Origin of the sequence: Streptomyces hundungensis (assembly GCF_003627815.1) — a bacterium.
GTDB classification, from domain to species: domain Bacteria; phylum Actinomycetota; class Actinomycetes; order Streptomycetales; family Streptomycetaceae; genus Streptomyces; species Streptomyces hundungensis_A.
Map to the genome: position 1 here is coordinate 6742345 of NZ_CP032698.1, position 12354 is coordinate 6754698.

At 72.3% G+C, this 12354-nt stretch carries 13 protein-coding genes; 5 read left to right on the forward strand and 8 right to left on the reverse strand.

Annotated features, from left to right (window positions below):
* Window positions 1–59 precede the first annotated feature (59 nt).
* On the forward strand, window positions 60–656 hold the full coding sequence (locus DWB77_RS29895; RefSeq protein WP_120724850.1) for a TetR/AcrR family transcriptional regulator: 597 nt from the start codon (window positions 60–62) through the stop codon (window positions 654–656).
* Between the two features lie 12 nt (window positions 657–668).
* On the opposite strand, the gene DWB77_RS29900 is transcribed toward DWB77_RS29895, so the two are convergent.
* The 6 genes from DWB77_RS29900 to DWB77_RS29925 form a co-directional block, all read right to left on the reverse strand.
* Complete coding sequence (locus tag DWB77_RS29900) at window positions 669–1883, reverse strand: acyl-CoA dehydrogenase family protein (protein WP_120724852.1); 1215 nt, start codon at window positions 1881–1883, stop codon at window positions 669–671.
* Window positions 1884–1892: 9 nt separating this feature from the next.
* Window positions 1893–2915 carry a phosphotransferase family protein gene (locus tag DWB77_RS29905; RefSeq protein ID WP_120724854.1) on the reverse strand — a complete coding sequence of 341 codons (1023 nt, stop codon included), beginning with the start codon at window positions 2913–2915 and terminating at the stop codon, window positions 1893–1895.
* Window positions 2916–3093: 178 nt separating this feature from the next.
* Entirely contained in the window at window positions 3094–3414 is a 321-nt protein-coding gene (locus tag DWB77_RS29910; RefSeq protein WP_120724856.1) for a DUF202 domain-containing protein, read from the reverse strand.
* Window positions 3414–3806 (reverse strand): YidH family protein, encoded by a 393-nt coding sequence (locus DWB77_RS29915; RefSeq protein WP_100577397.1) that lies wholly within the window; start codon window positions 3804–3806, stop codon window positions 3414–3416. The genes DWB77_RS29910 and DWB77_RS29915 overlap by 1 nt, the downstream gene beginning before the upstream one ends.
* A 25-nt stretch (window positions 3807–3831) precedes the next feature.
* Window positions 3832–4347 (reverse strand): NUDIX hydrolase, encoded by a 516-nt coding sequence (locus DWB77_RS29920; protein ID WP_120724858.1) that lies wholly within the window; start codon window positions 4345–4347, stop codon window positions 3832–3834.
* Between the two features lie 94 nt (window positions 4348–4441).
* Entirely contained in the window at window positions 4442–5338 is an 897-nt protein-coding gene (locus DWB77_RS29925; protein WP_120724860.1) for a DMT family transporter, read from the reverse strand.
* 166 nt (window positions 5339–5504) lie between these two features.
* On the opposite strand from DWB77_RS29925, the gene DWB77_RS29930 reads away from it, so the two are divergent.
* The 4 genes from DWB77_RS29930 (at window position 5505) to DWB77_RS29945 (ending at window position 10371) form a co-directional block, all read left to right on the forward strand.
* On the forward strand, window positions 5505–7160 hold the full coding sequence (locus DWB77_RS29930) for an FAD-binding dehydrogenase (protein WP_120724861.1): 1656 nt from the start codon (window positions 5505–5507) through the stop codon (window positions 7158–7160).
* 233 nt (window positions 7161–7393) lie between these two features.
* Entirely contained in the window at window positions 7394–8947 is a 1554-nt protein-coding gene (locus DWB77_RS29935) for an APC family permease (RefSeq protein WP_120724863.1), read from the forward strand.
* A gap of 118 nt (window positions 8948–9065) precedes the next feature.
* Window positions 9066–9731 (forward strand): molybdopterin-dependent oxidoreductase, encoded by a 666-nt coding sequence (locus DWB77_RS29940; protein WP_120728421.1) that lies wholly within the window; start codon window positions 9066–9068, stop codon window positions 9729–9731.
* A complete protein-coding gene (locus tag DWB77_RS29945; RefSeq protein WP_120724865.1) occupies window positions 9673–10371 on the forward strand; it encodes a cytochrome b/b6 domain-containing protein in 699 nt (232 codons plus the stop codon). The genes DWB77_RS29940 and DWB77_RS29945 overlap by 59 nt, the downstream gene beginning before the upstream one ends.
* Here the strand turns inward: DWB77_RS29945 and DWB77_RS29950 are convergent.
* On the reverse strand, window positions 10368–11774 hold the full coding sequence (locus DWB77_RS29950) for a gluconate:H+ symporter (RefSeq protein WP_120724867.1): 1407 nt from the start codon (window positions 11772–11774) through the stop codon (window positions 10368–10370). The genes DWB77_RS29945 and DWB77_RS29950 overlap by 4 nt on opposite strands.
* Window positions 11775–11785: 11 nt before the next feature.
* Window positions 11786–12295 (reverse strand): gluconokinase, encoded by a 510-nt coding sequence (locus DWB77_RS29955; RefSeq protein ID WP_120724869.1) that lies wholly within the window; start codon window positions 12293–12295, stop codon window positions 11786–11788.
* Window positions 12296–12354: the final 59 nt, after the last annotated feature.

Consider the following 12354-nt stretch of genomic DNA (forward strand, 5'->3'; position numbering starts at 1 on the left):
ACGAGGGCTCGATCCCTCACGCGCGTACGAGAGACACGTACGAGAGAAAGGTGGCGGCGATGGCCAAGGCGACGGACACGAGTGGCACCACCCCCGTGCCCCAGCGGCTGCTCGCCGCCGCCACCCGCCTGTTCGCGGAGAACGGCTACGACCGCACCTCCGTGCAGGAGATCGTCGAGGCGGCCGGCGTCACCAAGGGCGCGCTCTACCACTACTTCGGGTCCAAGGAGGATCTGCTCCAGGAGGTGTACGCCCGGGTGCTGCGCCTCCAGCAGGAGCGGCTCGACGCGTTCGCCGACGCCGACGAGCCGATCGAGCGCAGGCTGCGCGAGGCGGCCGCCGACGTGGTGGTGACCACCATCGACAACCTCGACGACGCCGCGATCTTCTTCCGCTCGATGCACCATCTGAGCCCGGAGAAGAACAAGCAGGTCCGTGCGGAGCGCCGCCGCTACCACGAGCGGTTCCGTGCGCTCGTCGAAGAGGGCCAGAACGCCGGGGTGTTCTCCACGGCCACCCCGGCCGATCTGGTGGTGGACTACCACTTCGGCTCGGTCCACCACCTGTCCACCTGGTACCGCCCGGACGGCCCGCTCACCCAGCAGCAGGTCGCCGATCATCTGGCCGACCTGCTGCTGCGCGCCCTGCGTCCCTGAACTACCCGGTCGCTACAGGTACTTCTTCAGTTCGCGGCGGGCCAGCGAGCGCTGGTGCACCTCGTCCGGCCCGTCCGCGAGCCTCAACGTCCTTGCCGAGGCCCACAGTTCGGCCAGCGGGAAGTCCTGGCTCACGCCGCCCGCGCCGTGCAGTTGGATCGCCTTGTCGATGATGTCGAGGACGGTGCGCGGGGTGGCGATCTTGATGGCCTGGATCTCGGTGTGCGCCCCGCGGTTGCCCACCGTGTCCATCAGCCAGGCCGTCTTGAGGACGAGCAGCCGTACCTGCTCGACCGCGACGCGGGCGTCCGCGATCCACTCCTGCACCACGCCCTGCTGAGCCATCGGCTTGCCGAAGGCCGTACGGGACACGGCCCTTCGGCACATCAGCTCGATCGCCCGCTCGGCCATTCCGATCAGCCGCATGCAGTGGTGGATCCGGCCGGGTCCCAGCCGCGCCTGCGCGATGGCGAAGCCGCCGCCGGCCTCCCCGATCAGGTTGCTCGCGGGCACCCGGGCCCCGTGGAAGACGACCTCCGCGTGACCGCCGTGGGAGTGGTCCTCATAGCCGTACACCTGCATGGCGCGGCGGATCTCGACGCCCGGGGTGTCGCGGGGGACCAGGACCATCGACTGCTGGCGGCGCACATCGGCGTTGCCGGGGTCGGTCTTGCCCATCACGATGAAGATCGCGCAGTCCGGGTTCATCGCGCCGGAGATGTACCACTTGCGCCCGGTGATGACGTAGTCGTCGCCGTCCCGCTCGATGCGGGTCTCGATGTTGGTGGCGTCCGAGGAGGCGACCTCGGGCTCGGTCATCGCGAAGGCGGAACGGATCTCACCGGCGAGCAGCGGCTGGAGCCACTGCTTCTTCTGCTCGTCCGAGCCGAACTGGGCGAGCGCCTCCATGTTGCCGGTGTCGGGGGCGGCGCAGTTGAGGGCGGTGGGCGCCAAGTGCGGGGAGCGGCCGGTGATTTCGGCCAGTGGGGCGTACTGGAGGTTGGTGAGGCCCGCGCCGTGCTCGGCGTCGGGGAGGAACAGGTTCCACAGGCCCTGCCTGCGCGCCTCTGCCTTCAGGTCCTCCACCACCTGGGGGGTGTCCCACGGCGAGGCGAGCTGGGCGCGCTGCTCATGGGCGGTGACCTCGGCGGGGTGGACGTACTCGTCCATGAAGGCGAGGAGCGTGGCCCGCAGTTCTTCGGTGCGGGCGTCGTATGCGAAGTCCATGACGGGCTTTCAGCCTTCCTGAAGGGTGGTGAGGCCGTGCTCGATGAAGACGGGGACCAGTTCGCCGATGCGGTCGAACCCGGCGCCCACCGTCTGGCCCAGGGTGTAGCGGTAGTGGATGCCTTCGAGGATCACGGCGAGCTTGAACCAGGCGAACGCCGTGTACCAGGAGAGGGCGGAGGTGTCGCGGCCGGAGCGGGCCGCGTAGCGCTCGATGAGCTCGGCGGGCGAGGGGTGGCCGGCCGCGCCCGCCGTGGTCGAGACCGGCGAGTGGGGAAGTTCCAGCTTCGCGCTGTACATCACGAGGAGGCCCAGGTCGGTCAACGGGTCGCCCAGGGTGGACATCTCCCAGTCGAGCACCGCCTTGATCCGTTCGTCGTCACCGATGAGCACGTTGTCCAGGCGGTAGTCGCCGTGGATGACGGTGGGCGCGGGGGAGGTGGGGAGTGCGCGTCCCAGGGCGGCGTGCAGCTCGTCGATGCCGGCCAGGTCGCGGTTGCGCGAGGCGTCGAGCTGCTTGCCCCAGCGGCGCAGTTGACGGTCGAGGAAGCCCTCGGGCCTCCCGAAGTCCCCGAGCCCCACGGCCTGCGGGTCCACCGCGTGCAGTTCCACGAGCGTGTCGACCAGCGCGAGCACGGCCGCCCGGGTCCGCTCGGGGCCCAGCGGTGCGAGCTGTTCGGCGGTGCGGTAGGGCGTGCCGGTCACGTACTCCATGACGTAGAACGGCGAGCCGAGCACCGACTCGTCCTCGCAGAGCAGCACCGGCTCCGGCACCGGGACGGCCGTAGGGTGCAGGGCGCTGATGACCCGGTGCTCGCGGCGCATGTCGTGCGCGGTGGCGAGCACATGCCCCAGCGGCGGCCGGCGCACGACCCACTGGCCGGTCCCGTCCGTGACGACATACGTCAGGTTCGAGCGGCCCCCCTCGATCAGCCGGGCCGTGAGCGGTCCGCTCACCAGACCGGGCCGCACGCGGTCGAGGTGGGCCCGCAGCGTCTCCGGGTCGAGGCCTGGCGGGGGGACTGTGCTCATCTGCGGCACCTCCGGAACGGGTCGGGCGACTGTCCGAAGACACGCTACCGACCAGTCGGTATGCCGTCCAGGGTGAGTCCCGGATTACGGCGTGGCGCAGCGCTCGGGCACGGCCGGAGGAAACCGGGGTCGCGGTCACCCGGCCGCGTCTACGTCTCCAACGTCCCGCCCGGCGCGCTCAGAACAGCGTGGCGAGGGCGAAGCAGGCCAGGGCCACCGTGCACAGCGCCGCGGCGGCGGCCGAGCGCACCCCCAGCATCCGGGGCCGCACCCCGTGGCTCAGGGCCTGGATGCGGCGGTGCGCCACGGCGAGGAAGCCGAGCCACACCAGCCCGCTGAGGGCCACCGCGACCAGCGCGAGCGGTGAACTCCCTTGCCGCAGTGCCTGTTTGGCGGCCAGTACGGCCGCCACCGTGCAGGACAGGGTGGTACGCCGCCAGGCGAGCCGGGTCCGCTCCGGCTGGAGCCCGGGGTCGCGCGCCGAGACCGCCGAGGGCATCAGCCGGCCCAGCCGAAGACGACGACCACCACCATCACCACGGCCACCACCGCGACCGCGAGGCTCAGCAGGGTGGGGAAGCGCGAGACCGGCAGGTCCTCGCCGCGCCGCATGGCCCGCTCGCAGCGCACCCAGTGGTTCACCGCCCGCAGCGCGCACAGCACCCCCGCCGCCAGCAGGGCGAGGGCGAGCGCGACCCGGACGCCCCAGCGCAGGTCGGGCAGGAACTGGTCGACCGCGAAACCCCCGCCGACCAGCGCGAGCGAGGTCCTGATCCAGGCCAGGAAGGTGCGCTCGTTGGCGAGCGAGAACCGGTAGTCGGGGGTCTCGCCCTCCTCGCCGATGCGCTGGGGCGCGAACCACAGCCGCAGGGTCTGCACGATCGTGATCACCCGCCGCACCCTACCCGGCGGCCCCTCAGGAAGGGCCGAGCCCCGAGGCGCGCAGCCGCCGCCAGGCCGCGAGCCCGTCCGGCACCCACTCCCAGGTGTCGATGCGGCGCTCCACCTCGGCGAGCGGCAGGAAGGTGTGCCAGGCGACCTCCTCCACCTGGGGGTGCACCGGTACCTCGCAGCGCACCTCGTACACCGAGGACCACCAGCTCTGCTCGCCGTTCTCGTAGAGGAACGTGAACAGGGGCGCCGGCCGGGGCAGCCCCTGGACGCCGAGTTCCTCCTCGGCCTCGCGCAGCGCCGCGTCGTCGTACGACTCGCCCGCGCCGACCACCCCGCCCACGAACATGTCGTACAGGGAGGGAAAGACGAGCTTGTCCGGGGTGCGGCGGTGCACGAAGATCCGGCCCGCCGCGTCCCGGGCCAGGATGAACACACAGCGGTGGCGCAGTCCGCGGGCGTAGACCTCGGCGCGCCGGGCCTGGCCGATCACGGTGTCGTTCTCGTCGACGATGTCCAGGATTTCGTCAGCCGGATTCATGGGGCCATGAAAGCACCGCCGCCCCGGTCGCCGACCGCTCGGTGCCCCTGCCCGTCGGCGGGCCGACCGGCAGCGGCATCGGGCGGGTGGTGGCTCAGTGCGGCTGGAGGTCGCGGGACTCCTCCGGGGACGCCGTGCCCGAGGGCATCGCCGGATGCAGACCGAGCAGCACGATCCCCGTCACGATCGCCGCGAGCCCCGCCGCCTCCCAGGCAAGCGCGCCCGTGTCGGTACGCAGCCGGTCGCCCAGGAAGCCGACCCCGCAGGCGATTCCGGCGAGCGGCTGGGCGGCCGTCAGGGCGGGCAGCGACATCCGCAGCGGCGCCGTCTCGAAGGCGCTCTGCACCAGGACGAGCCCGGTCACCCCCAGCGCGATCACCCCGTACAGCTGCCAGCTCGTCAGCAGCTCCGACCAGCCGCCGCCCGAAAGACGCTGTCCGCTGATCCGGGTCAGCGCGTCCTGGAGGCCGTACAGCAGGCCCGCCGCGACGGCCAGCAGGACGGGGGCCGCCACGCTGAGCCGATCGTGTTTGGCGAGGCCCGCCATGAGCAGCGCGATGCCGACCACAAGACCCACGATCAGCCAGTGCCGCAGCGCGCCCGCCTCCGCGACGCCACCGTGCGGCTGGCCCGCCACGATGAACGCCGTCACCCCGCCCGCGAGCAGGGCCAGACCCGCCCAGCCCTGGCGGCCCAGCGGCTGGCGGGTCTGGAGGCGGGACAGCCACATGGCGAAGAACAAGTTGGTCGCCACCAGCGGTTCGACCAGGGAGACCTCGCCCGAGCCGAGGGCGAGCGCGCTGAGCACCATCCCCGCCACCATCAGGCCTATCCCCGCCAGCCAGCGCGGCATCCGCACCAGGTCGAGCAGGAGCCGCGGCGACAGGAAGTCGCTGATCGGGGCGTGCTGCGCCGCGTTCTGTTGCAGCACGAAGCCCGAGCCCAGACAGCAGGCTGCGCTCACGGCGAGGACGAGGACCAGGACCGACACGACGTGCACCTCAAGTACGGCCGGGGGGCGCCGACTTGGCCGACGATAGCGCCCCTGGGGAGAGGCTGCCTCCCGGGCGCCCCGGCCCGGGCGGTTGACGCCGGATGAGCGCCCACCCAAGATCTGACGCACGAGTAACGTGGCGGACGAGCGGAGTGACGGGCCCATGGCGTACGACGCCGATGTGATCGTGATCGGGGCGGGGCTCGCGGGCCTGGTGGCCACCGCCGAGCTGGCGGACGCCGGCAGGAAGGTGATCCTGCTCGACCAGGAGCCCGAGCAGTCGCTCGGCGGCCAGGCCCACTGGTCGTTCGGCGGGCTCTTCCTCGTGGACTCGCCCGAACAGCGCCGCATGCGGATCAAGGACAGCCGGGCGCTCGCGCTCCAGGACTGGTACGGGACGGCCGGCTTCGACCGCGACGAGGATCGATGGCCGCGTGCGTGGGCCGAGGCCTACGTCGACTTCGCCTCCGGCGAGAAGCGGGCGTGGCTGCACGCCCAGGGGGTGCGGTTCTTCCCCGTGGTGGGCTGGGCCGAGCGGGGCGGTTACGACGCCAACGGCCATGGCAACTCCGTTCCCCGCTTCCACATCACCTGGGGCACCGGGCCGGGCATAGTCGCGCCGTTCGAGCGGAGGGTGCGGGAGGCCGCCGCCCGGGGGCTCGTCCGGTTCGGGTTCCGCCATCGGGTGACCGGGCTCGGCCGCAGCGCCGGGGTCGTCGACACCGTGAGCGGCGAGATCCTCGAACCGTCCGGCGCCGAACGCGGGACGGCGTCCACCCGGACCGTCACCGGATCCTTCGAGCTTACGGCGCAGGCCGTCATCGTGACCAGCGGCGGCATCGGGGGCAACCACGACCTCGTACGGGCCCAGTGGCCCCAGCGGCTCGGCACCCCGCCGGAGCATCTGCTGTCCGGAGTGCCCGCCCATGTCGACGGGCTCATGCTCGGCATCACCGAGAAGGCCGGCGCCCACCACATCAACCGCGACCGGATGTGGCACTACACCGAGGGCATCCAGAACTGGAACCCGATCTGGGCGCGGCACGGCATCCGCATCCTGCCCGGCCCCTCCTCGCTCTGGCTGGACGCCCGCGGCAACCGGCTGCCCGTGCCGCTGTTCCCCGGCTTCGACACCCTCGGCACGCTCGACCACATCATGAAGACCGGATACGGCCACACGTGGTTCGTGCTCGACCAGAAGATCATCGGCAAGGAGTTCGCGCTGTCGGGCTCCGAGCAGAACCCCGACCTGACCGGCAAGTCCGTGCGCGGTGTCATCGGGCGGGCCCGGGCCGATGTGCCGGGCCCGGTGCGGGCGTTCATGGACCGCGGCGCGGACTTCGTCGTCGAGAAGGACCTCGCCGCCCTGGTGCGCGGCATGAACGCGCTCACCGAGGAGCCCCTCCTCGACGAGGCGGCGCTGCGCCGCGAGATCGTGGCCCGGGACCGCGAGATCGCCAACCCGTTCACCAAGGACCTCCAGGTCACCGCCATCCGGGGGGCCCGCAACTACCTCGGCGACAAGCTCATCCGCACCGCGGCCCCGCACCGCATCCTCGACCCGAAGGCCGGCCCGCTGATCGCGGTCAAGCTGCACATCCTGACCCGCAAATCGCTCGGCGGACTGGAGACCGACCTGTCCTCCCGCGTGCTCACCGCGACCGGCGAGCCCCTGCCCGGCGTGTACGCGGCGGGGGAGGCGGCCGGGTTCGGCGGTGGTGGCGTGCACGGCTACCGCTCGCTCGAAGGCACCTTTCTCGGCGGCTGCCTCTTCTCGGGCCGGGCCGCGGGCCGCGCGGCGGCGAAGGCCGTCTCCTAGGCACCCGGCGAGGGCCGTCTCCTGGCGCCGACCGGGGCCCCAACGCCTGTGCGCGGGGGCCGAGTTCACGGGCCGGCAAGAGGCGAACGGCCTTGACGTGCGACGGCGGGCACCGCTTTGCTGGCGGGGACCCTCGCGCATGCGTTCAGGGAACAACCACGCCCCGGCGCCCCCCTCGACGGACGACGCCACGGGGCGGTCCGCTCCGGGCACTCCGAAAGGGCACACCGCGCATGTCGAGCCGGACCAGCGAGACCGAGACCAGCACCGACCAGGGACAGGACGGTGCTCTGCGCGCCGACCGCCTCGGTACCGCGGGGCTGCTGTTCTCGGTCCTGGCGGCGAGCGCGCCCCTGACGGTCATGGCCGCCGTGATGCCCACCGCGTTCGCCACGGTGGGACTCGTCGGACAGCCGCTGATCTTCCTCGTCCTCGGCGTGGTGTCCGCGCTCTTCACCGTCGGCTATGCCGAGCTGAGCCGCCGCGCGCACCACGCGGGCGCGTTCTACGCCCACATCGCGCGCGGCCTCGGCCCCACCGTCGGCGCCGGAGCCTCCCATGTGGCGCTCGCGTCCTACTGCGCGCTTCAGGCGGGCCTCGGCGGCCTGATCGGCTTCGGGGTCTGCGAACTGATCGACCACCGCTTCGATGTCACCATCGACTGGTGGGTGCCCGCGCTGCTCGCGGTGGCGCTGGTCGGCGGGCTCGCCCGGCTGAGGGTCGACCTCGGCGCCAAGGTGCTGGGCGTGCTCCTGCTCGTCGAGGTCGCGCTCGTCGTCGTCTTCGACGCCGCGGCCCTCGTCCAGCCGGCCGCCGACCGGCTCTCGCCGCACGCCCTCAACCCGCACACGCTGGCCCGGGGCGGCGTCGGCACCGCCCTGTGCCTGTGCGCCGCCGCGTTCACCGGCTTCGCGCAGGCACCGGTGTACGCCGAGGAGACCAGGCGCCCGGGGGTCGTCGTCCGACGCGTCCTGTTCCTCGCCGTCGGCTCGGTGACCGCTCTCCTGGTGCTCGGCTCCTGGGCGCTGACCCTCGCGGCGGGCCCCCGGGACATCGTGGACTCGGCCCAGAAACAGGGGTCCGGCCTTCTGTTCGCCCTCGCCGGGAACACCCTGGGCGCCACCTTCGCCGATGTGCTCCACGTCCTGTACGTGACCGGCGTCCTCGCGGCGCTGCTCGCCTTCCACAACGTGGCCGCCCGCTACGCCTTCGCGATGGGACGTGAGGGTCTGCTGCCCGCGGGCTTCGGCCGCACCCGCCCGGCCGGCGGGGCCCCGATGGCCGGCTCGTTGCTCGGGACGGCGATCTCGGTGGTCCTCGTCGCGGCCTTCGCGCTCACCGACAGCCGGCCCCCGGGCGATCCGACCGCCCCGGTCACCCAAATGTGCGCCTGGACGGGCGCCTTCGGCGGGCTCGGCGTGGTGGTGCTGATGGCCGCCTCCTGCCTCTCCGCGATCGTGTACTTCGTGCGCCGGGGCGAGGCCGCGCCCCAGCGGTGGCGGCTGCTCGCCGCGGGCCTCGCCGGGCTCGCCCTGCTCGGCATCGCCGCGTACGGCGTGAAACGGCTCCCGGTGCTCCTCGGCGCCGACCCGCACGGCGCGCTAGGCCGGGTGCTGCCCGGTCTGCTGGTGCTTGTGCTGGTGGGGGGCCTCGTCCAGGGCCTGGTGCTGCGGGTGCGCAGGCCCGAGGTGCACGCGGGAATCGGCCGGGGCAACGAGGCCCGCCGCACCACCCCCGGGTCGGGTACCGGGCAGGAGCGGGCCACGGAACATCTGACGGAACGGTGACGTACGGCCGCGGCCCCTGGCAGGACCGGCCCCCGGGTGTTCGAATCGACGGGTGACACCAGAACCGACACCGTCGCCCCCGCGCGGCACACCCGTGGGGCGCCGGCTCGTGCTCGGCATGCTCGGCCTCGGCGTGGCCGGGGTGGCCTCGGCGCGCTACGTCCAGGGCGGCCTCGAATCCTTCCTCGGCGCCGCCGCCGACAAGGACCCCACGGGGCTCACCAATCTGCTGCCCAACGGCGGCGGCTTCCGCTACTACTCGGTGGCCTCCTCGGTGCCGGACAAGAGCGCCGCCGACTACCGGCTCACCGTCGACGGCCTGGTCACCAGGCCGGCCACGTACACCCTGGACGCGCTGCGCGCGCTGCCGCAGACACGGCTGGTGCGCGATGTGCAGTGCGTGACCGGATGGCGGGTGCCGGGCACCCCCTTCGCGGGGGTCCAGCTGTCCCGCCTCCTGGACGCGGCGGGCGTGCGCCCGGGCGCCGGTGCGGTCCGCTTCACCTGCTTCGACGGGGCGTACAGCGAGAGCCTCACCCTCGAACAGGCGCGCCGCGACGACGTGTTGATCGCCCTGAGCATGCAGGACAAGCCGGTCAGCCACGCGCACGGCGGCCCGGTCCGGCTGTATGTGGCGCCCATGTACTTCTACAAGTCGGCGAAGTGGCTGTCCGGGATCACCGTGACCCACACGGTCGAGCGGGGCTTCTGGGAGGAGCGAGGCTATGACACCGACGCCTGGGTCGGCCGGTCCAACGGACGCGAAGACACCCCCACCACCTGAACTGCCGGGCACCGTACGGAGGTTCACGCCCGGCCAGCGCTGGGTGCACCGGGCCACGGCCTGGCTGATGGGCGCCTGCGTGGTCACCGCGGCGATCCTGTACGTCCCCCAGTTCGCCGAGGCGGTGGGCCGGCGCGAACTGGTGGTGCGGGTGCACGAGATCTGCGGGGCGCTGCTGCCCCTACCGGTCCTGCTCGGCGTGGCCTCGCGGGCGTTCCGCGCGGACCTCGGCCGTCTCAACCGCTTCCACCCCTATGACCGCACCTGGCTGCGCACCGCGCTGCGCCGGGAGCGGGAGCCGCGTCCGGCGGGCAAGTTCAACGCCGGGCAGAAGGTGTACGCGGGCTGGATCGCGGGGGCCGCCCTGGTGATGCTGGGCACCGGGCTGCTGATGTGGTTCACCCATCTCGCGCCCATCGAGGTGCGGATCGGGTCCACGTTCGTGCACGACTGGCTGTCGCTGGCCGTCGGCGTCGTCGTCGCCGGACATGTGTGGATGGCGATCGGCGACCCGGAGGCACGCCGTGGCATGCGCACCGGGTCGGTCGAGCGGTCCTGGGCGAGGCGTGAACATCCGTTGTGGGAGCGGGAGTTGGCCGAGGAGCCGGACCCGGCCGGTTCGGGGCCCGGCCGCACCTAGACGACGAGCGAGAGCAGCAGCACGAAGCCGAGTGCCACCACCGAGATGATCGTCTCCATCACCGACCAGGTCTTGACCGTCTGGCCGACGTCCATCCCGAAGTACTCCTTCACCAGCCAGAACCCGGCGTCGTTCACATGGCTGAAGAACAGCGAACCGGCGCCGACGGCGAGCACGAGCAGGGCCGTGTGCGCGGTCGACATGTCGGCGGCCAGCGGCGCCACCAGACCCGCCGCGGAGATGGTGGCCACCGTCGCGGACCCCGTCGCGAGCCGGATCGCCACCGCGATCAGCCAGGCCAGGAGCAGCGAGGGGATCGCCCAGCCCTTGGAGAAGTCCAGGATCATCCGGCCGACGCCCACATCGATCAGCGTCTGCTTGAAGCCGCCGCCCGCGCCCACGATCAGCAGGATGCCCGCGATCGGCGCGAGCGACTTCTCGACGGTCGTCGAGATCCGCTCCTTGGTGAATCCGGCCGCCCGGCCCAGGGTGAAGAGGGCGACCAGGACGGCGGCGAGCAGCGCGATGAGCGGCGAGCCGACGACGTCGGTGACCCGCTGGAGGTGGTTCTTCGGGTCGTCGACCACGATGTCGACCAGCGCCTTGGCCAGCATCAGGACGACCGGGAGCAGCACGGTGGCGAGGGTCGCGCCGAAGCTCGGCCGCTTCTGAAGATCCTCCGACGGTCGGGCGGGGACCATCCTGTCCGGAGCCGGGATGTCGACCCAGCGGGCCGCGTACCGGGAGAACAGCGGGCCCGCGATGATCACGGTGGGGACGGCGACGACGACACCGAGCGCGAGGGTCACTCCGAGGTTGGCGCCGATCGCGTCGATGGCGACGAGCGGCCCCGGGTGCGGCGGGATCAGGCCGTGCATGACGGAGAGGCCGGCCAGCGCCGGGATGCCGATCCGCATGAGCGAGTAGTTGCCGCGCTTGGCGACGAGCAGCACCACGGGGATCAGCAGCACGATGCCGACCTCGAAGAAGAGCGGGAGCCCGATGATCGAGGCGATGGCCACCATCGCCCAGGGCATCGCCCGCCCGCCGGACTTGCCGGCCTTCGCCAAGATGGTGTCGACGATCTGGTCGGCGCCGCCGGAGTCGGCGAGCAGCTTGCCGAGGATCGCACCGAGCGCGATCAATACGCCCACTCCGGCGACCGTGCTGCCCAGCCCGGAGGTGAAGCTGGTGATGGTCTTGTCGAGCGGGGCGCCCGCGAAGGCGCCGAGTGCCAGCGAGCCGATGGTCAGGGCCAGGAAGGCGTGCAGCTTGAAGCGGGTGATGAGCAGGACGATGACGGCGATGCCCGCGAGTACGGCGATGCCCAACTGGGCGTTGCCGGCCGAGGTGATCGGCTGCGTGGCGTCCGCTGCCAGGAACTCGACGCTGAGTCTGGTCACGGTGGGGATCCTTAAATGGTGAGCGTTCGCAGGGCGGCGGCGGCCCGCTGTGCGATGTCCTCGGGGGTGCCGGACACGTCGACGGCGACGCCGGCCTCGTCGGGGCCGAGCGGCTGGAGGGTGGCGAACTGCGAGTCGAGCAGCGCGGCCGGCATGAAGTGGCCCTTGCGCTCGGCCATCCGCCGCTCGATGAGCCCGCGCTCGCCGGTGAGGTGCAGGAAGACGACCCCGGGGGCGGCGGCGCGCAGCCGGTCGCGGTAGCTCCGCTTGAGCGCGGAGCTGCTGACGACTCCGCCCAGGCCCGCCCGGCCGTGCGCCCAGGCGCCGATCGCGTCGAGCCAGGGCCACCGGTCGGCGTCGTCCAGCGGGATGCCCGCGGACATCTTGGCGACGTTGGCCGCGGGGTGGAAGTCGTCGCCCTCGGCATAGGGAACGCCGAGGCGCTCGGCGACCAGCGGCCCGATGGTGGTCTTGCCGGTCCCGGCGACACCCATCACGACGATGGTCAGGGGGGAGTTCATACGGGTGGTGCCTCGCTGTCCTCTTCGACATCGATGTCCGTCGCGCACACTCAAACCCA

What these genes read in the sequence shown, in the direction of transcription:
- DWB77_RS29905 (WP_120724854.1), bottom strand. Translation starts at nt 2,915, where the DNA reads ATGAGCACAGTCCCCCCGCCAGGCCTCGACCCGGAGACGCTGCGGGCC.
- DWB77_RS29945 (WP_120724865.1), top strand. Translation starts at nt 9,673, where the DNA reads ATGACACCGACGCCTGGGTCGGCCGGTCCAACGGACGCGAAGACACCC.
- DWB77_RS29910 (WP_120724856.1), bottom strand. Translation starts at nt 3,414, where the DNA reads ATGCCCTCGGCGGTCTCGGCGCGCGACCCCGGGCTCCAGCCGGAGCGG.
- DWB77_RS29935 (WP_120724863.1), top strand. Translation starts at nt 7,394, where the DNA reads ATGTCGAGCCGGACCAGCGAGACCGAGACCAGCACCGACCAGGGACAG.
- DWB77_RS29940 (WP_120728421.1), top strand. Translation starts at nt 9,066, where the DNA reads ATGCTCGGCCTCGGCGTGGCCGGGGTGGCCTCGGCGCGCTACGTCCAG.
- DWB77_RS29955 (WP_120724869.1), bottom strand. Translation starts at nt 12,295, where the DNA reads ATGAACTCCCCCCTGACCATCGTCGTGATGGGTGTCGCCGGGACCGGC.
- DWB77_RS29920 (WP_120724858.1), bottom strand. Translation starts at nt 4,347, where the DNA reads ATGAATCCGGCTGACGAAATCCTGGACATCGTCGACGAGAACGACACC.
- DWB77_RS29900 (WP_120724852.1), bottom strand. Translation starts at nt 1,883, where the DNA reads ATGGACTTCGCATACGACGCCCGCACCGAAGAACTGCGGGCCACGCTC.
- DWB77_RS29930 (WP_120724861.1), top strand. Translation starts at nt 5,505, where the DNA reads ATGGCGTACGACGCCGATGTGATCGTGATCGGGGCGGGGCTCGCGGGC.
- DWB77_RS29895 (WP_120724850.1), top strand. Translation starts at nt 60, where the DNA reads ATGGCCAAGGCGACGGACACGAGTGGCACCACCCCCGTGCCCCAGCGG.